The following is a 17556-nucleotide window of genomic DNA, read 5'->3' as shown; positions in this document are numbered from 1 at the left end:
AAACCCCAGGTCAGCACGGGCTGACCTGGGGTTTTTCGTTCAGGGGATGCGGCGCCGACGGCGGGCGCGGGCGGCGCGGCCGTCGCCGGTTCCGGTCTCGACGGAGGGCTCCGGACGGGGCATGAAGGCGTCTTCCGTGCGGCGCGTGACCGGCCGTCGGCCGGCCTCGTGCATCTCACCGGCCAGGGGAAACGGCGTCCGAAGAAGGGCTGAAACCGGCCGATCACCGTGACCGGGGCAACCCCGGCGGCCCTGTCCCGGTCCCTTCCTGCGACCACACCCAAGGGACAGGGGAGGCACGAGCGTGCGGATGCGGACGACGGTGGTGGCGGTGGTGGCGGCAGCCCTTTCGGCGGTCCTGGCGACCCCCGCCGTGGCGGCACTCCCGGGCCCGGGAGCCGGAACGGGGAACGCCACCGACACCGGCGACCACCGGGCGACCCGTCAGGCGATACAGGCCGCGGTCGCCGCCGGTGTGCCCGGGGTGACGGCGACGGCGGGAGACCGGCGGGGCACCTGGTCGGCGACCGCCGGAGTGGGCGACCTCCGCACGGGGCAGGAGCGCTCCCCGCACGACCGCTACCGGGTCGGCAGCATCACCAAGACCTTCGTGGCGACGGTGCTGCTGCAACTGGAGGCGGAGGGCAGGCTGTCCCTGGACGACACCGTCGACACCTGGCTGCCCGGCCTGGTGACCGGCAACGGCCACGACGGCACCCGGATCACCCTGAGGCAGCTGCTGAACCACACCAGCGGCATCTTCAACTACACGGCGGACGAGGACTACCAGCACACGTACTCCACGAAGGAGGGCTTCTTCGAGCGCCGCTACGACACCCTGCCCCCGGGGGAACTGGTGCGGGTCGCCCTGGCCCACGAGCCGTACTTCGAGCCCGGCGCTTCCTGGGGGTACTCCAACACCAACTACGTCCTGGCCGCCCTGGTGATCGAGAAGGCCACCGGCCACCCCTACGGCGAAGAGGTCCGCCGGCGCGTCATCGAGCCCCTGCGCCTGACCGCCACCTCGGTCCCCGGCACCCGGGTCTCCCTGCCCCGCCCCAGCAGCCGCGCCTACTCCAAACTGGCGCCGACCGCGACGGGACCCACCTACGACGTCACGCGCCTCAACCCGTCCCGCGCCTTCGCGGCGGGCGAGATGATCTCCGACTCCGAGGACCTGAACCGTTTCTACCGCGCCCTGCTGACGGGCCGGCTGCTCCCCCCGGAGCAGCTGGACGAGATGACCACCACGGTGCCCATGAGCCCCGGCCGGGACTACGGCCTCGGTCTGATGAAGGCGACGCTGAGCTGCGGCGTGACCGTCTGGGGTCACAGCGGCGGCATCTCCGGCTCCGGGACCGGCGCCGTCACGGCGAAGGACGGCCGGCACTCCCTGGCCTTCAACTTCAACGGCGACTGGGCGGGGGACGGCAACGCGGTCATCGAGGCGGAGTTCTGCGGCGACTGAGGCCCGTACCCCGTGCACCCGCGGAAGGACCGCCGTCCCGGGGCTCCGGTCGCCGGGCCGGAGTTCCCCGGCCCGGGATCTTCATGGCGTCCGGCCGCTCAGACGGCGGGCGATCTCCAGTTGGCGGTCCTCCAGGGGGCGGCCGTCCTCGAGGTCCCAGAGGCAGTTCTGCAGCAGCCGTCCGTACGTCCAGGCGCGGGCCCGCTCGCGGTCCAGGCCGAGGACGTCGGTCATCGCGTCGAAGCGCCATCGGACGTCGGCGGCGTCGAAGCGGTTGGCCAGGGCCGGCCAGAGCTCGAAGCCGGGGTCGCCGGCGAGTGGCTTGGGGTCGATGGCGAGCCAGTCGGCACGGTCGGAGGCCAGGACGTTCTCCTCGTGCAGGTCCCAGTGCAGGAGGCGGTCGCCGGGCTCGTCCACGACCTCCCGCAGGGCCGCCGCGCAGTCGGCGAGGATACGGCGGGCCGCCGGGTCCGGGACGCGGGCCAGGGCCCCGGGGGTCCGCTCCAGCATGGCGCGGGCGAGATCGCCGAGACGGCGCATGCCGGGCGGGGCGGGGGTGGTGGTGAGGTGGGCGAGGAGGCGGGCGATCACCAGGACGACCTCATGGGCGTCGGGGAGGCGGGAGAGCATCCGGGAGGGATCGAGGCGTTCCAGGAGCATGGTGCCGGTGGCCGTGTCGTGGTCCAGCAGGCGGACCGCTCCGTCGCCGTCCCAGATCCGCAGGGCGACGGGTTCGCCTTCGGTCTCCTCGTCCAGGATCTGGAGTTTCAGTACGGCCGGCGTGCCGTCCGCGCGGTCGACGGGGAGAACCAGGGCGCTCACGCCGTGCATCGGCGCGCCGGTGACGTGCAGGTCCCAGCGGTCGAGGAAGCCGGCGGCCAGGCCGGGCAGCCCGGAGACGAAGGCGCGGCCCGCCTCGCCGTTGAACTTCTCCTGCGCCGCCGCGAGTTCCTCGGGCACGTGGATCACGGTGGGCACGGTAGTACGACGCTCAGGGCTCCAGGACGACCTTTCCGGTCGTGCCCCGGTTCTCCAGGGCGTGGTGGGCGGCTGAGGCCTCGGCGAGGGGGAAGCGGTGGACGGCGGGGGCGAGCCGGCCTTCGGCGGCTTCGGCGAGGGCGCGCAGTTCGAGGGTGCGTACGGGGTGGGGGCCGCCTGCTCTGCGCATCATCTCGGGGCCGAGGACGTTGAGGGAGACGCCGTCGACGAGGTAGGGGCCGGTGCTGTCGAGGCCCTGGGCGGACCAGCCGAAGACGACGTGGCGACCGCCGGGGGCGAGCAGGGCGACGAGCGCGCGGGCGACGTCGCCGCCCACGCCGTCGTAGATCAGGGTCACCTTGCCCTCGTGGGCGGCGAGGCGTGCGGGCCAGGCCGGGTCCGTGTAGTCGACGGCGAGGTCGGCGCCGTTCGCCGAGACCCGGGCGGTCTTCCCCGGGCCTCCGGCGAGGCCGACGACGGTGGCGCCCGCGTTCTTGGCGTACTGCACGAGGAGGGTGCCGATGCCGCCGGCCGCGGCGGGGACGACGACCACGTCCCCGGGGCCGGGTTCGGCGAACTGCACGATGCCCATGACCGTGCGGCCGGTGCCGATCATGGCGACGGCCTGGGCGAAGTCCAGGCGCTCCGGGATCTCGTGCAGGCGGTCGGCGTCGGTGACGGCCAGCTCCGCGTAGCCGCCGGGGGCGAATCCGAGGTGGGCGACGACACGCTTGCCGAGCCAGTGTGCGGGCGTGCCGTCGCCGAGGGCGTCGACGACTCCGGCGACCTCGCGGCCGGGGACGGTGGGCAGGGTGGCCGGGGCGGGGGCCGGGCCCTGCTGCCCTTGCCGCAGGGCGGTGTCCAGGAGGTGTACTCCGGCGGCCCGGACGGTGATACGGACCTGCCCTGGGCCCGGCCGGGGGTCCTCGACCTGTTCGTGGGTGAGGTTCTCGGCGGGGCCGAAGGCGTGCAGGCGGATGGCGTGCATGGGCGTCTCCTGTGGGTGCGGTCCGGGACGCCGGTCCGGGTGTTCGCCCGGACCGGTGTCCCGGGTGCCGTCCCGGGTGTCGGCTCGGCGTGGTCGCTGTGGTGGGACCACTGTTCAACCTCAAGCTCGCTTGAGGTCAAGCTCGTGCCGGCCGAGGGCGAGGGAGACGGCGGTGAGGGCGCTGTTGAAGGAGACCTCGGAGAGCACCCCGGGGGCGGCGACCTGGTCGCCCGCGAGGTAGACGCCGTCGCCGCGGTCGACGGCGGGCCGGTCGCGCCAGCTGGTGCCGGGCGGGTCGACGGCCCCGGTCCGTCCGTTCGCCACCGCCTCCCGCCGCCAGGTGACGCGCTCCCGCCAGCCCGCGTGGCCCAGGTCCAGCAGTTCCTCGGCGCGGGCCACGCCGTCGGCCCTGGTCTCGTGCGGGGCGATGGGGAACTGGCCCTGGAGCAGCTGTTCGCCGGCGGGGGCGAGGGTGCGGTCCTGGGCGGTGAACCGTTCCAGCCAGCCGGGTGCGTCCAGGTCGGATACGACGAACGCGTCGCCGCGCCGGGTGCGCAGGGCGAGGTCGACGAGGACGGTGCGGCCGCTCGGCCAGGTGAGGGCGGGGTCGCCGAGGAGGCGGCGGGCGGCGTCCAGGGAGGTGGCGACGACGACCGGGGTGTCCGTGGGGAGCGTGTCCACGCGGGACAGGGTCTCCATGCGGACGCCCAGGTTCCAGGCGCGGGAGGCCATGCGGTCGATGAGTCCGCCCCAGCCGCCGCGCGGGTAGTGGGCCTCCGGCGGCAGCTTGGTGGCGCGGCGCAGGCGTTCCTGGACGAAGGCGGCGGAGAGGGAGCCGGGGTCGTGGTGGAAGAGGGCGACGGCGGAGTAGTGGGCGGCGGCGCGCGCGCCCTCCTCGCCGGCGATGCCGGTGGCCCAGGTGAGGAAGTCGGTGTCGACGGGGGCGTGGGCGTGGGAGCGGCGCAGCAGCTTCAGCAGGGCGAGGGGCGGGATGCGGTGCAGGGTGCCGTGGTGGCGGAGCCGGAGGCGGGCGGCTTCCAGGGGCGGGAGGGGCGCGAGAGGGCCGAGGAGGCCGCGCTGCCGGAGCCAGGACCAGTGCGGGCCGCCGCTGTAGAGGGCGTGGGGGCCCTCGTTGGTCTGGTAGGGGCCCTCGGCGGTGCGGGCGCGGCCGCCGAGGGTGTGGTGCGCTTCGTGGAGGGTGACTTCGGCTCCTGCCTCGGCGGCGGTGACGGCCGCGGTCAGTCCGGCGAAGCCGCCGCCGATGACGGTGATGCGCTGCATGGCTGGGTTCTCCCTCGATCGGGGTCGCGCCTGGCGGTTCCGGAGGCGGTCCCGTCCCGTCTCCGGTGGTTCCGGTGGTTCGTGGCTACGACGGCCCAGGGCCCCAGGATGTGACAGGTCCGAGGTCTTCGCAGGTCAGGCCGATTGTCAGAGAGGGAGTGGAGGATGAGGGCATGGTGAGGCGAGCGGTGTCGGCGGGCGGTACGGGGGTGAAGGGCGCACGGCGTCCGGAGCTGCGGCTGCCGCGGCCGGAGCGGTACGAGGGGGGTGGGCTGGAGCCGGACGGGGATTACGACGGGCTGGAGTTCTTCGAGGCGGATCTCTCGGCGCAGGACGGCGCGGGGGCGCGGTTCATGGACTGCGTGCTGACGGGATGCGTGCTGGACGAGACGCGGCTGTCCAGGGCCCGGGTGCTGGACTCGGTCCTCGCCGGTGTGCGGGGGGTGGGCACGGATCTCTCCGGGGCGACGCTGCGCGACGTCGAGCTGACGGACGCGCGTCTCGGGGGGACCCAGTTGCACGGGGCGGTGCTGGAGCGGGTGCTGGTCCGGGGCGGGAAGATCGATTTTCTGAATCTGCGGTCCGCGCGGCTCAGGGACGTCGTCTTCGAGAGCTGTGTGCTGGTCGAGCCGGACTTCGGCGGGGCGCGGCTGGAGCGGGTGGAGTTCGTGGACTGCGCGCTCAAGGGCGCGGATCTCAGCGGGGCCACGCTGACGGACGTCGATCTGCGGGGGGCCGCTTCGCTGGAGATCGCCCGGGGTGTGGACCGGCTGGCGGGGGCGGTGATCAGTACGGGGCAGCTGCTGGACCTGGCACCGGTCCTGGCGGGGGAGCTGGGGATCCGTGTGGAGGACTGAGGGACTGAGGGCCGAGGGGCTGAGGGACGGGGGCGGAGGGGTGCGGGCCGAGAGAGGGCGGGCCTGAGGGACGGGGTGGGTTACTCGAGGCGTGGGTAGCGGGCCTGGAGGGTCCAGACGGCCGGGTTCTCGCCCAGGTCCTCGTGCAGGTCGATGAGGTCGGCGAGCAGGTCGTGGAGGAAGTCGCGGGCCTCGCGGCGGAGTTCGGCATGGGAGAAGGTCAGGGGCGGTTCGTCCGCCGGCAGCCACTCGGCCTCGATGTCGACCCAGCCGAAGCGGCGTTCGAAGAGCAGCCGGTCGGTGGATTCGGTGAAGTCCAGTTCCGCGTACTGGGGGCGGGAGGCGCGGGAGCCCGCCGGGTCCCGGTCGACGCGTTCCACGATGTCGCACAGGGCCCAGGCGAAGTCGAGCACCGGCACCCATCCCCAGGCTGTGGACAGTTCCCGGTCCTCCTTGGTGTCGGCGAGGTAGACGTCACCGCAGAAGAGGTCGTGCCGCAGGGCGTGGACGTCCGCACGGCGGTAGTCGGTCTGCGGCGGGTCGGGGAAACGGTTGGAGAGGGCGTAGCCGATGTCGAGCACGAAGGTGATGGTGTCACGGCGGGGGCGGGGGGACCGCGGCGGACGGTCCGAGGGAGGAGCGGGCCCGACGACCGCGCGGCGACCGGGGGCGTTCCGCGGTGTGCGGCCGCGTTCTTCCTAGGATCGCGGGGTGCGCCTCCGCTCCCGACCTCGTGGCCCTCGCCGTCCCCGCGGCCCTCGTCCGCCTGCCGCCCTCGCCCTCGCCCTCGTGACCGCGGCGGTGACGGTGGCCGGGTGCGGGGGCGGCGGCCCCGGGGGTTCCGGCGGATCGGGTGGTCCGGGCAGTGCCGGTGTGGGCGACCCGTACTTCCCGAAGGCCGGCAACGGCGGGTACGACGTCTCCCACTACGCGCTCGACCTCGCCTACGACCCGGGCGCCCACCACCTCACCGGCACCGCGACGGTCACCGCCCGCGCGACCGAGGACCTGACCGCGCTGAACCTGGACCTCGAGGGCCTGGACGTCGAGCGGGTCACCGTCGACGGCGGCACCGCCCGCTGGCGGCGCGCCGGCCAGGAGCTGACCGTCCGGCCGGCGAAGCGACTGGACCGGGGCCGGACGTTCCGGGTGGTCGTCCGCTACTCCGGCGCCCCGGTGACCGTCACCGACCCGGACGGCTCCGAGGAGGGCTGGCTGCGGACCGCGGACGGGGCGGTGGCGCTGGGCCAGCCGACGGGCTCGATGGCGTGGTTCCCGGGCAACCACCACCCCTTCGACAAGGCGACGTACACCGTCACGGCGACGGTGCCCAAGGGCCTGCGGGCGGTGTCCAACGGCGAACCCGCGGGGGAGCGGACGAAGGGGGGCCGGACGACCTTCACCTGGCGTACCACCGAGCCGATGGCGAGCTACCTCGCCGTGCTCGCCGTCGGCCGGTACGAGACCGGCCGCACCACGACCCGCGACGGCCTTCCCGTCCACACCGCCGTCGACCTGCGGCAGGCGGCGGCGAGCCGTGCGGTGCTGGCGCGGCTCCCGGAGGCCGTGGAGTGGGCGGAGGACTGGTTCGGCCCGTACCCCTTCTCCTCGGCGGGAGCGATCGTCGAGCGTCCCGAGGACGCCGGGTACGCCCTGGAGACCCAGAACCGGCCCGTGTTCGCCGGTGCGCCCAGCACTCTGCTCCTGGTGCACGAACTGGTCCACCAGTGGTACGGCAACTCCGTCACGCCGAAGACCTGGCGGGACATGTGGCTCAACGAGGGGTTCGCGACCTACGCGGAGTGGCTGTGGCGGGAGGACCACGGGGACGGCACCGCACAGGAGACCTTCGACGCCCTGTACGCCGGGACGTACTTCCCCGACGCGGCGACGAACGACGCGGTCTGGTCGTTCCCGCCCGCGCGGCCGCCCGACGCGGCGCACATCTCCGGTGTCCCCGTCTACCAGCGCGGCGCGATGGTCCTGCACAGGATCCGGCGGACGGTCGGCGACGACGCCTTCCGCGCCCTCCTCCGCGGCTGGGCGGCGGAGCACCGCCACGGCAACGCGGACACCGCCGGCTTCACGGCGTACGTGGAGAGGTCGGCCCCGGACAAGGACTTCGACGGAATCTGGTCGGACTGGCTGTACGGGGAGGGGAAGCCGGTACGGCCGTCCAAGCCCTGAAGCCCTGAAGCCCTGAAGACCCGGAGTCCCGAAGCTCCGCAGTCCTGGAACGGGCCCTGCCCGTGCCGGAGCCCCCGGCCGCCGACAAGGAGGCGGGCCGGGGGCTCCGAAGCGCGGCGCGGGGCGTCCGTCAGACGTTGACGCCGAAGTCCTGGGCGATGCCCGTCAGGCCCGAGGCGTAGCCCTGGCCGACGGCGCGGAACTTCCACTCGGCGCCGTTGCGGTACAGCTCGCCGAAGACCATGGCGGTCTCGGTGGCCGCGTCCTCGGACAGGTCGTAGCGGGCGATCTCGGCGCCGCCGGCCTGGTTGAGGATGCGGATGTACGCGTTGCGCACCTGGCCGAAGTTCTGGCTGCGGTTCTCGGCGTCGTAGATCGAGACCGGGAAGACGATCTTGTCGACGTCAGCCGGGAGGCCGGCCAGGTTGACGTTGATCTGCTCGTCGTCGCCCTCGCCCTCACCGGTGCGGTTGTCGCCGGTGTGGACGATGGTGTTGTCCGGGGTCTGCTTGTTGTTGAAGAAGACGAAGTGACCGTCGGAGTACACCTTGCTCTGCGGGTTGACCGCGATCGCGGAGGCGTCGAGGTCGAAGTCCGTGCCGGTGGTGGTGCGGACGTCCCAGCCGAGGCCCACGGTGACGGCGGTCAGGCCCGGAGCCTCCTTGGTGAGCGAGACGTTGCCACCCTTGGACAGGCTTACAGCCATTGTTGGGAGTCCCTTCCCTCGTGTACGTACGGCTACGAAGCTACAGCTACCTCTCTGAACGCGAGAGGAGCACGCGAGGTTCCAGGTGGCTTTACTTTCTTTACCCGGGATATTCGGGTGACGCGGACCGGTCAGGGGCGGGACCATGGACGGCATGTCCGGTCCCCATGTCATCCGCGGCTCCGTCCTCCTGCCCGAGGCCGAGCTCCTGTGGCGTTTCTCGCGTTCGTCGGGGCCCGGCGGGCAGCACGTGAACACCACCGACTCGCAGGTCGAGCTGCGTTTCGACCTCGCCGCCACCGAAGCGCTGCCCGAGGTGTGGAAGCAGCGGGCGCTGGAGCGGCTGGCGGGGCGGCTGTCCGACGGTGTCGTCACCGTCCGGGCCTCCGAGCACCGCTCCCAGTGGCGCAACCGCGAGACCGCCGCCGTGCGCCTCGCGGCGCTCCTCGCCGAGGCCACCGCGCCCCCGCCCCGGCCCCGCAAGCCGACCCGCATCCCACGCGGCATCAACGAGCGCCGGCTGCGGGAGAAGAAGCAGCGCTCGGAGACGAAGCGGGGGCGCTCCGCGCGCGACTGGGGGTGACCCCGCGCGGGTCCGTGTGCTCCGGGAGGGGCCGGGGGTGATGCGGGCTGGTCCGACGCTCTGCGCGGAACCGGGAGTGACGCCGGACGGGGCTCGGGGTGCCCCGCGCGGAACCGGGGGTGTCCCGGGGGGCCGGGGTGACGTCAAACGGGGCTCGGGTGCTCTGCGTGGGCTTGGGGGTGTTCCCGGGCAGGGCCCGGGTGCCCCGTGTCCCGGAATGCCTCCGCGCGGGCCGGGTGCCCCGCGCGGAACCGGGGGTGTCCCGGGGGGCCGGGGTGACGTCAAACGGGGCTCGGGTGCTCTGCGTGGGCCTGGGGATGTTCCCGGGCAGGAACCGTGGGTGCCCCGGGTTGGACCGTGGGTGCCCCGGGTGGGACCGGGGGTGCCCCGGGTGGGACCGAAGGTGGTCTAGGCGGGGCCGGGGTCCTCCGCGCGGGGACGGGGCGGACGGGTGTCAGGCCAGGTCCAGCACTCCGACCGTTTCCTCCCCGACGACCTCGCCGTTCCTGCGGAAGCCCAGGCCCAGATAAAAGTTCTCCGGACCATTCCCGCCGGGGTGCCAGGTGACGTGGAGTTCCTTGCCGCCCCGGGCGCGGATCTCCGCGGCGACCGACTCCACGGCGAAGCGGCCGTAGCCCTTGCCCTGCTCCTCGGCCTCGATGTTCAGCCGCCACAGGCCCGAGCGGACGACGCTGCCGCCGTCCTCGTGCCAGTCGATGTCGAGGAAGGCCATCAGGAAGCCGACCGCGCGGTCACCGTCCACGATCAGGCGAGGCCAGGCGGAGCCGGAGTGGACGTATGCCTCGGCGAGGGACTTCACGACCGGGGCGACCGCGAACTCCTGGTCGGGGCGGACGCGTATGCCGAGGGCGGCGTCGAGGTTTTTCGGGGTGATCTCTTCGAGGCGGGGAGTTGTGTTCTTTGTCACTCGGGCAGCGTAGGGACGCAATTCCCTTTCGGTAAAAGGAATTTCCGGTGCGTGGAGCGCCGGGGAAAGGCTCAGGCCAGGTTCCGGTAACGGCCCCGGAAGTAGGTCAGCGGCCCGCCGTCCGCGCTGGGTACGTCCGCCGTCAGGACGCGGCCGATCACCAGGGTGTGGTCGCCGGCCGGCACCCTCTGCTCGGTGCGGCACTCCAGGGTGGCGAGGGCGCCGCCGACCAGGGGGGCGCCGCTGTACTCGCCCCGCACGTACGGGATGTCCTCGAAGAGGAGGCGGTCGCTGATCCGGCCCTTCATCGAGAAGCGGCCCGCGATGTGCCGCTGGCTCTCGGACAGGACCGACACCGACCACAGCGGCTGCTCGTCGAGCAGGTCGTCCATGCGGGAGCCCTCACGCAGGCTGACCAGCACCAACGGCGGGTCCAGGGATACCGACAGGAACGCGGTCGCGGTCATGCCGACGTCCTCGCCGACCGGCGCCCGCGGGTCGTCCGGGTCCAGCGACGGCTCCTTCGCCGTCACCAGGACCACACCGGAGGCCAGGCGGGACATGGCTGCGCGGAACTCGTCGTTGCTCACCCCCTCAGCATGCCGGGCGGCGGGTACGGCGGTGATCGCGGACGGGGGTACGGGAGTGTTCAGCACACCGGAAACGCTAGTCTCCGCTCCGTACGCACCGCATCGGGCCTCCGCCCGAGCGGGGACCTAGGACCAGCGACGGACTCCTGCGCTCCACGGGCGCGAGCCGGCACCCACGGACCGAACCCTGTGGAAGGGGTGCGGAATTCGCATGCGGCGCATGCCGCGCATGCCGTGCATAGGGCAGATCCGGTGAATGACCGGAGAAACCGCGGAAAGGTCTCTCAATTGTTCATGTTTGGTTGTGACTTGAGTCACAAGGGGCGATAATTGTTGACCCTGTGTACCGAGTGGGCAGCGCGCTGTGATTCAGTGGCGGAGAGACTGCCAGGACGATACGCCGATGAGAACGCTTGATTCGCTGCGAGGTCCCGGGGGGAGGGTGAGCATGGAGACCGAGTCGGAGCCCTACGTCCGTCTTGCTTCCCTGCGGCAACTGCACCAGGGCATGGCCGACATGAACACGGCCCGCAGCCTGGCCGACACCCTCCAGACCGTCGCCGACGGCGTCGTCGACGCCCTGGGATACGAACTGGCCTGCGTCAACCTCGTGCGTCCCGACGGCGACCTGGTCGTGGCCGCCCTGTCGGGCAACGCGGCCGCCGAAGCCCTCATCACCGGCCGGGTCGGCTCGCGCGAGTCCTGGGAGCGCCGCCTCTCCATGGGCGAGGCCTGGGGCGACCTGATCTTCATACCGCACACCGAGGGCTGGGTCCTCGACGACGACGACGTCCCGCAGTGGTACACGGACGGGCCCGCCCCCCGCTTCGAGGACGAGTGGCACCCCTCCGACCGCCTCTTCGCCCCGATGTACGCCCCCGGCCCGCAGGGCGGCGGAGACGGTGAACTGGTCGGCGTGCTCTCCGTGGACCGCCCGCGCAACGGCCGGCTGCCCGGCGCCTGGGGCCGCGAAGCGCTCCAGATGTACGCCTTCCAGGCCGCCATCGCGATCAGCAACGCCCGGCTGCGCTCCAACATGCAGCGCGCCCTGGTCCGCCTGGAGCGCGAGCAGCAGGCCCTGCGCGCCAGCGAGGAGAGCTTCCGGCAGGCCTTCGAGTACGCCCCGTCCGGCATGGCCGTCGCGGAGATGGGCGGCGACCAGCACGGGCGCATCCTGCGGACCAACGACGCGCTGTGCCGGCTGCTCGGCCGTCCCGCCTCCGCGATGCGCCGCTACTCCTTCTCCGACCTCGTGCACCCCGAGGACATCGGCACGCTGCTGCGGACCTCCGCCGAGGGCGGCCGCGCCGAGCTGCGGCTGGCCCGCCGGGACGGCACCTACGTGTGGGTGTCCCTGCGCAACTCCGTGGTCGCCGACGCGGCCGACGGGCCGCGCTTCCTGCTCACCCACGTCGAGGACATCGAGGAGCGCAAGCGCCGCGAGCTGCAGCTCGCCCACCGCGCCTCCCACGACTCCCTCACCGGCCTGCCGAACTCCGCGGAGCTGCGCGCCCGGCTCTCCGCCCGCCTGTGTCAGCAGCGTCCGTCGATGCTGCCCGCCGCCGTGGACGAAGCCATGGCCGCCTTCGAGTCCTTCGGCTCCCAGGACGCCGCCTACGGCCCGCCCGCCTTCGACCGCGGCCACGACTTCGACTTCCCGCCCGAGGCCGAGGGGTTCGAGGGATACGACCACCATGTGCACGCCATCGCCCCCGACGCGGACCACGACGACGGCGCCAAGGGCCTCGCGGTGCTCTTCTGCGACCTCGACGGCTTCAAGTCGATCAACGACCGGTTCGGGCACAACGCGGGCGACGCGGTGCTCATCGAGGTCGCCCGCCGGCTCGGCGACGGCGTCCGGGACGGCGACACCGTCGCCCGGCTCGGCGGCGACGAGTTCGTGATCCTCGCCAACGGGCTCGGCCGGGCCGACGCCCAGGACCTCGCCGTACGGCTGCGCAACGAGATCATCCAGCCCATCCGGGCCGAGGGCCGGGCCGTGCGGGTCGGCGCCAGCTTCGGCATCGGATGGGCCCACTGCGGCCTGACGGCGGACGAAGTGCTGAAGTCGGCCGACGAGCGGATGTACATCGAGAAACGATCTCGTCCCAAACAACATCGGCGGGCGGGATGAACCCCAGGTCAGTGCGTTGATGCGGCCCGAGCCACCCATCCGGGTCACCCGGTGGGGGTCCCCCCGTTCGAGTAAATTCGAGAACGGGGGAGGGTAGGCTCGCCCTTCTCAGCACCCGTACCGCATCCGATCCGCAGCTAGGAGTACCAAGGGATGACGCCCGGCAGCAACGGCGCGAGCACGCCCGAGGACGACGACCCGTTCGGCTACCTCTACGCCGACGGGCAGGCCAACGGAGCCCAGCCGCCGTCCGGCGGCTACGGCTACCCGAATTCGGTCAACCGGGTGCGGCCGGTCGGCACGCGTCAGTACGGCCAGCAAGGCCCCGCGGCGCAGGCGCCGCAGCAGCAGAAAACGCACGGCCAGTCGAACGCGAACTACGCGGCACCGGAGACGCTGCCCGGCGCCGCCCCCACCGCCTCGTCGCAGCTTCCGGGCAACCGCGGTGGTCATGGCGGCGGTGGCCGGGGCCGCGGCCCGAACACCAAGGGCCTGCTCATCGGAGCCGTCGCGGTGCTCGCCGCGGTGGTCATCGGCATCAGCGTGGCCATGCTCAGCGGCGACGACGACAAGAACGACAAGAGCGACAACCAGGCCGACGCGTCCCCCACCCAGGGGCAGACCACCACCGAACCGAGCCCCTCGGCGAGCGGCGGCGACGGCGAGGAGGAAGCTGTCGAGCTACCGACGATTGATGCGAAGGCACTCCGCCTGGACGGCGGCGCAACCCTGACCTCGGACATCAAGGGCGCGAAGGCCGACGGCGGCGTTTATGTGACGGGCTTCAACAATGTGGGTGCGAAGGTCACCTGGAGTGTCGACGGCATCAAAAAGGCCGGTAAGTACAGCGTGTATGTCGGCTACAGCGTTCCCGGCAAGGACGGGACCGCGTCCCTCACGGTCAATGGCAAGCGCTCCACAGTGCCAGTCGGCCTGAAGAACTGGGCGAAGGCCCCCGAAGGCGACTACGAGAAGGGCTGGACCAAGACCTACAACTGGGTCGAGTTGAACAAGGGCACCAACATCATCGAGCTTTCGTGCGAGCAAGGCAACCAGTGTGATGTCCTCATCGATCAGATGTGGTTGACCTCAGGCTGGCAGAACCAGGGCGACTGAGCATGTAAGGCTCACAAGCGCAGCGGTGGCCGCCGGAAACTCTCGATTCCGGCGGCCACCGCTGTGTGGCAACTGGGCATGGGGTGCCCGATAAGACTCAGATGCGTCCGACGTTGACGCACATGGCGGCCACCCACCCGGTCTTGCCGCCCCACTTCACCTTCAGCCAGTCGTTGTCGGCAGGGCCTCCCGACCAGCACTTGTACGATCCGCCGTCGTTGTTCCGGGTGCACGCGGTCGTGGTGCAGGGAATCCTCGAGTTGACATTTCTTATCGTGTACAGCGCGGCGGACGACGTGCTGGCACTCGCGCGGATCGTGAAGGCGTGCCCGTCTTGCATCCAAACACCGGCTTGCACTGTCTCTGCCGACGCCATCGAACTCATCGAGATGACGAGCCCCAGTGACGCGGCCCCCGCAGCCGCAAGCCTTTTGGCAGCAAGCATCTTGCGCATGTGTTTCCCCAGCGGTAGTGAATCTTGGTCGCCAGTGATCATACAATCCGACAGACGCCGCAAAGTAGCGCTAACTGGCCACTTTGTGACGGCCTTTAGGCCGCGGACGCCTCCGCCGCGACCACAACTCGGCTGCGCAGCTCCTCGTAGGCCGTGCGGTCGAAGTCGCCCGCCGTCGGGGACAGCACCGTCGCCGCCGACAGGGCGACTGCTCGGGTCAGGCGGTCCGGCCAGGGGAGGCGTTCCACCAAGCCGGAGAGCAGGCCCGCGACGGTCGAGTCGCCGGCGCCCGTGGGGTTGCCGCGCAGGCGGGACGGCGGGGTCGCGCGCCAGTTTCCGTCGGGGGTCAGGGCGAGCAGCCCGCCCGCGCCGAGGGAGGCGACCACCGTGCTCGCGCCGCGCCGGCGGGCGTCCTGGGTGGCACGCAACGGCTCGTGGGAGCCGGTGAGTTCGGCCAGTTCCTCGGCGTTCGGCTTGAGGATGTCGGGGCGTCCGGCGATCCCGCGGCGCAGCGGTGACCCGCTGGTGTCGAGGAGGACGGGCACCTCGGCGGCGCGGGCGGTGCGGACCAGCCCGGCGTAGGCGCCGACCGGGACGCCCGGGGGCAGACTGCCGCACAGGGCCACCGCCGAGACGCCTTTCAGTAGATCCTCGTAGACCTCCTGGAAGGCCTGCCACTCGGCGGGGGAGACGGCCGGGCCGGGCTCGTTGAGCTGGGTGGTGGTGCCGGAGCGTTCGTCGACCACGGCCACGGTGCGCCGGGTCGTGCCGGACACCGGGAGCAGCGCGTCCGTCAGGCCCGGTGTCGCGGTGAGCCTCTCGCGCAGGAGCCGTCCGGTGAGGCCGCCGGTGAAGCCGGTGACCGTCACCTCGTGGCCCAGGGCGGCGAGCACCCTGGCCACGTTGACGCCCTTGCCGCCGGGGCGTTCGGTCACCTCGGTGACCCGGTGGGAGGCGCCCGGACGCAGGGCGGGCACGCGATAGGTGAGGTCGAGAGCGGTGTTCAGTGTGACGGTGAGGATCACCGGGCCGGTCTCCCTCCGTCGTGCCGGTCCTCGATCATGCCAAAGAGACGGCGGCCGGCCCACCCCTCGGTCGGGTCCCCGCAGCCTGGTGGGGACCCGACCGAGGGGACGGATCAGCCCAGTTGGGGAGCGACCACCCATTCACCCCGGCGCATCACGCCCTTGAGGGTGAAGTCCGCGTCGAGGACCACCAGGTCGGCGTCCTTCCCGGGTTCCAGGGAGCCGATCCTGTCGTCCATGCCCAGCAGCCGGGCCGGGTTGGCGGACAGGGCCGCGACCGCGTGCTCGACGGGCAGGCCGTCGACGGTCACCGCCCGCTTGAGGGCGCGGTCCAGAGTGAGCGTCGATCCCGCGATGGAGCCGCCCTCCACCAGCCGGGCCACGCCGTCGGCGACCTCGACCTCCAGCGGGCCGAGCAGGTAGCGGCCGTCGCCGAAACCGGCCGCGTCCATCGCGTCCGTGACGAACGCCACCCGGCCGGGGCCCGCGTGGTGGAACGCCAACTGGAGCGCGGCCGGGTGCAGATGGGTGCCGTCGTTGATCAGCTCGACCGTGACCCGCTCGTCCTCCAGCAGGGCGGTGATCGGGCCGGGGGCGCGGTGGCCGAGCGCCGGCATCGCGTTGAACAGGTGGGTGGCGACCGTGGCGCCCGCGTCGATGGCCGCCACGGTCTGCTCGTACGTCGCGTCGGTGTGGCCGACGGCCGCGATCACGCCGTGTTCGGCCAGCAGGCGTACGGAGTCGAGGCCGCCGGGCAGTTCGGTGGCGAGGGTGACCATCTTCGCCCGGCCGTGGGCGGCGTCGATCAGTTTGCGGACCTCCGCCGGGTCGGGGTCGCGCAGCAGTTCCTCGGAGTGCGCGCCTTTGCGGCACGGCGAGATGAACGGGCCCTCGAAGTGGATGCCGGCGATGTCGCCCTGTTCGGCCAGCTCCGCCAGCAGGCCCGCGCGCCGGACGAGGACGTCCATGTCGCCGGTGACGGTCGAGGCGACCAGGGTGGTGGTGCCGTGCAGGCGGTGGGTGTGGATGCCCTGGAGGACCTCGTCGACGGTCCCGGAGGGGAAGGACGCGCCGCCGCCGCCGTGGTTGTGGAGGTCGACGAAGCCGGGCACCAGCCAGTGCCCGGTCAGGTCGAGCGTCTCGACGGCGTTCCCGGGAGCGCCGGGGGTGGCGGTCGCGGGGGCCTCGGAGGTGGCGTTCGCGGGGGCCGTGGCGACGATCCGGGTGCCCTCCACGGTCACCCGGCCGTTGTCCACGGTCCCGGTGGGCAGTACCACCCGGGCACCGGTGAGAACCTTGGTGGGGGCCATCAGGTGGTTACCTCCGAGGGGTCAGGGGTGGTGAGGAGATCCCGGGCGAGGAGTCCCGCGCCCAGGCATCCGGCGGTGTCCCCGAGGGCCGCGGGGACCAGGGACGGCGGTTTCTGGAAGGTGATCCGCTGCCGGACGGCCTCCCGCAGCGGTGTGAACAAGGTTTCTCCTGCCTCGGCCAGCCCGCCACCGATGATCAGGGTGCGGGGGTCCAGCAGGGTGAGCGCGGTGACCAGCCCGTCGGCGAGCGCCTCGACCGCCTCCTGCCAGACCTTCCGGGCCCGTATGTCGCCCGCGGCCACGGCCCCGGCGCAGTGGGCCGCGTCCGCGCCGGCCTTGCCGCAGACCGCCGCCCACGCCTCGCCGACCGCCGCCGCGGACGCGTACCGCTCCAGGCAGCCGCGCTGACCGCACGGACAGGGGAGGCCCCCGGGCCGTACGACGATGTGGCCGATCTCGCCCGCGCAGCCGTGCGCGCCCGCCTCCACCCGGCCGTCGATGCCGATGGCGCCCGCGATGCCGGTGCCCAGCGGCACGAACAGGAACCGGTCGGCGCCCCGGCCCGCCCCGATGCGGCCCTCGGCGAGCCCGCCGGTGCGGACGTCGTGGCCGAGGGCGACCGGGATGCCGCCGAGCCGCTCCGCGAGCAGCGCGCGCAGCGGGAGGTCGCGCCAGCCGAGATTGGCGGAGTAGACGGCGACGCCCCGCGTCTCGTCGACGATGCCGGGGACGGCGAGGCCGGCGGCGGACGCGGGCTCGCCGAGGTGCTCGACGCCGTGGGCGCGGAGCTCGGCGGCGAAGTCCAGGATTCCGGCGGCGACCGCGTCCGGACCGCGGTCGCGTGCGGTGGCCCGGCGCGCCCGGTGCAGCAGCGTGCCGTCCGCTCCGACCAGGGCGGCCTTCATCCCGGTGCCGCCCACGTCGAGGGCGATGACATGTTCCACGGGGGAC

Annotated in this window: 17 protein-coding genes; 6 read left to right on the top strand and 11 right to left on the bottom strand. The window is 72.6% G+C overall.

Features of this window, described 5'->3' with window-relative positions:
- Positions 1-310 precede the first annotated feature (310 nt).
- Entirely contained in the window at positions 311-1468 is a 1158-nt protein-coding gene (locus tag OHB56_RS19490; protein ID WP_406359152.1) for a serine hydrolase domain-containing protein, read from the top strand.
- 81 nt (positions 1469-1549) lie between these two features.
- Here OHB56_RS19490 and OHB56_RS19485 read toward each other — a convergent pair whose 3' ends face one another.
- The 3 genes from OHB56_RS19485 to OHB56_RS19475 form a co-directional block, all read right to left on the bottom strand.
- The gene (locus tag OHB56_RS19485; protein WP_406354701.1) at positions 1550-2446 is read right to left on the bottom strand and encodes an aminoglycoside phosphotransferase family protein; all 897 of its coding nucleotides are present in this window, start codon (positions 2444-2446) and stop codon (positions 1550-1552) included.
- 13 nt (positions 2447-2459) lie between these two features.
- Positions 2460-3434, bottom strand: a complete 975-nt coding sequence (locus OHB56_RS19480) for a zinc-binding dehydrogenase (RefSeq protein ID WP_406354699.1) — start codon at positions 3432-3434, stop codon at positions 2460-2462.
- Between the two features lie 120 nt (positions 3435-3554).
- Positions 3555-4715, bottom strand: a complete 1161-nt coding sequence (locus OHB56_RS19475; RefSeq protein ID WP_326753433.1) for an NAD(P)-binding protein — start codon at positions 4713-4715, stop codon at positions 3555-3557.
- Between the two features lie 173 nt (positions 4716-4888).
- Here OHB56_RS19475 and OHB56_RS19470 point away from each other — a divergent pair, with 173 nt between their 5' ends.
- Positions 4889-5572: a pentapeptide repeat-containing protein gene (locus OHB56_RS19470; RefSeq protein ID WP_326753432.1), complete on the top strand. Its 684-nt coding sequence runs from the start codon at positions 4889-4891 to the stop codon at positions 5570-5572.
- Positions 5573-5652: 80 nt separating this feature from the next.
- On the opposite strand, the gene OHB56_RS19465 is transcribed toward OHB56_RS19470, so the two are convergent.
- Positions 5653-6153, bottom strand: a complete 501-nt coding sequence (locus tag OHB56_RS19465) for a hypothetical protein (RefSeq protein WP_326753431.1) — start codon at positions 6151-6153, stop codon at positions 5653-5655.
- Between the two features lie 208 nt (positions 6154-6361).
- Here OHB56_RS19465 and OHB56_RS19460 point away from each other — a divergent pair, with 208 nt between their 5' ends.
- A complete protein-coding gene (locus OHB56_RS19460; RefSeq protein WP_406354698.1) occupies positions 6362-7759 on the top strand; it encodes a M1 family metallopeptidase in 1398 nt (465 codons plus the stop codon).
- 130 nt (positions 7760-7889) lie between these two features.
- On the opposite strand, the gene OHB56_RS19455 is transcribed toward OHB56_RS19460, so the two are convergent.
- Positions 7890-8465 (bottom strand): TerD family protein, encoded by a 576-nt coding sequence (locus tag OHB56_RS19455; protein WP_326753430.1) that lies wholly within the window; start codon positions 8463-8465, stop codon positions 7890-7892.
- 145 nt (positions 8466-8610) lie between these two features.
- On the opposite strand from OHB56_RS19455, the gene arfB reads away from it, so the two are divergent.
- A complete protein-coding gene (arfB, locus tag OHB56_RS19450) occupies positions 8611-9048 on the top strand; it encodes an alternative ribosome rescue aminoacyl-tRNA hydrolase ArfB (protein ID WP_326753429.1) in 438 nt (145 codons plus the stop codon).
- A gap of 454 nt (positions 9049-9502) precedes the next feature.
- Here arfB and OHB56_RS19445 read toward each other — a convergent pair whose 3' ends face one another.
- On the bottom strand, positions 9503-9976 hold the full coding sequence (locus OHB56_RS19445) for a GNAT family N-acetyltransferase (protein WP_326753428.1): 474 nt from the start codon (positions 9974-9976) through the stop codon (positions 9503-9505).
- A 71-nt stretch (positions 9977-10047) separates the two neighbouring features.
- Entirely contained in the window at positions 10048-10632 is a 585-nt protein-coding gene (locus OHB56_RS19440) for a flavin reductase family protein (RefSeq protein ID WP_326753427.1), read from the bottom strand.
- A gap of 382 nt (positions 10633-11014) precedes the next feature.
- On the opposite strand from OHB56_RS19440, the gene cdgB reads away from it, so the two are divergent.
- Together cdgB and OHB56_RS19430 are read left to right on the top strand one after the other, a co-directional pair.
- Positions 11015-12700 carry a diguanylate cyclase CdgB gene (gene cdgB, locus OHB56_RS19435; RefSeq protein WP_055630248.1) on the top strand — a complete coding sequence of 562 codons (1686 nt, stop codon included), beginning with the start codon at positions 11015-11017 and terminating at the stop codon, positions 12698-12700.
- A 153-nt stretch (positions 12701-12853) separates the two neighbouring features.
- A complete protein-coding gene (locus tag OHB56_RS19430; protein WP_406354695.1) occupies positions 12854-13816 on the top strand; it encodes a carbohydrate-binding protein in 963 nt (320 codons plus the stop codon).
- Positions 13817-13913: 97 nt separating this feature from the next.
- Here the strand turns inward: OHB56_RS19430 and OHB56_RS19425 are convergent, their stop codons facing one another.
- The 4 genes from OHB56_RS19425 to OHB56_RS19410 form a co-directional block, all read right to left on the bottom strand.
- Complete coding sequence (locus OHB56_RS19425; RefSeq protein WP_326753425.1) at positions 13914-14270, bottom strand: hypothetical protein; 357 nt, start codon at positions 14268-14270, stop codon at positions 13914-13916.
- Between the two features lie 95 nt (positions 14271-14365).
- The gene (locus OHB56_RS19420; protein WP_406354692.1) at positions 14366-15295 is read right to left on the bottom strand and encodes a 1-phosphofructokinase family hexose kinase; all 930 of its coding nucleotides are present in this window, start codon (positions 15293-15295) and stop codon (positions 14366-14368) included.
- A 113-nt stretch (positions 15296-15408) separates the two neighbouring features.
- Positions 15409-16605: an N-acetylglucosamine-6-phosphate deacetylase gene (gene nagA / locus OHB56_RS19415; RefSeq protein WP_406354691.1), complete on the bottom strand. Its 1197-nt coding sequence runs from the start codon at positions 16603-16605 to the stop codon at positions 15409-15411.
- Positions 16605-17549, bottom strand: a complete 945-nt coding sequence (locus OHB56_RS19410) for an ROK family protein (protein ID WP_406354689.1) — start codon at positions 17547-17549, stop codon at positions 16605-16607. Before OHB56_RS19410 ends, nagA begins: the two co-directional genes overlap by 1 nt.
- Positions 17550-17556: the final 7 nt, after the last annotated feature.

It is taken from the genome of Streptomyces sp. NBC_01635 (assembly GCF_045209715.1).
Classification (GTDB): domain Bacteria; phylum Actinomycetota; class Actinomycetes; order Streptomycetales; family Streptomycetaceae; genus Streptomyces; species Streptomyces hirsutus.
This window is presented reverse-complemented; position numbering and strand designations above follow the sequence as displayed.

Bases quoted from the DNA above. Each gene is read 5' to 3' on its own strand.
- OHB56_RS19490 (WP_406359152.1), top strand. From the start codon at position 311: ATGCGGACGACGGTGGTGGCGGTGGTGGCGGCAGCCCTTTCGGCGGTC.
- OHB56_RS19480 (WP_406354699.1), bottom strand. From the start codon at position 3,434: ATGCACGCCATCCGCCTGCACGCCTTCGGCCCCGCCGAGAACCTCACC.
- OHB56_RS19475 (WP_326753433.1), bottom strand. From the start codon at position 4,715: ATGCAGCGCATCACCGTCATCGGCGGCGGCTTCGCCGGACTGACCGCG.
- OHB56_RS19470 (WP_326753432.1), top strand. From the start codon at position 4,889: ATGGTGAGGCGAGCGGTGTCGGCGGGCGGTACGGGGGTGAAGGGCGCA.
- OHB56_RS19455 (WP_326753430.1), bottom strand. From the start codon at position 8,465: ATGGCTGTAAGCCTGTCCAAGGGTGGCAACGTCTCGCTCACCAAGGAG.
- arfB (WP_326753429.1), top strand. From the start codon at position 8,611: ATGGACGGCATGTCCGGTCCCCATGTCATCCGCGGCTCCGTCCTCCTG.
- cdgB (WP_055630248.1), top strand. From the start codon at position 11,015: ATGGAGACCGAGTCGGAGCCCTACGTCCGTCTTGCTTCCCTGCGGCAA.
- OHB56_RS19430 (WP_406354695.1), top strand. From the start codon at position 12,854: ATGACGCCCGGCAGCAACGGCGCGAGCACGCCCGAGGACGACGACCCG.
- OHB56_RS19425 (WP_326753425.1), bottom strand. From the start codon at position 14,270: ATGCGCAAGATGCTTGCTGCCAAAAGGCTTGCGGCTGCGGGGGCCGCG.
- nagA (WP_406354691.1), bottom strand. From the start codon at position 16,605: ATGGCCCCCACCAAGGTTCTCACCGGTGCCCGGGTGGTACTGCCCACC.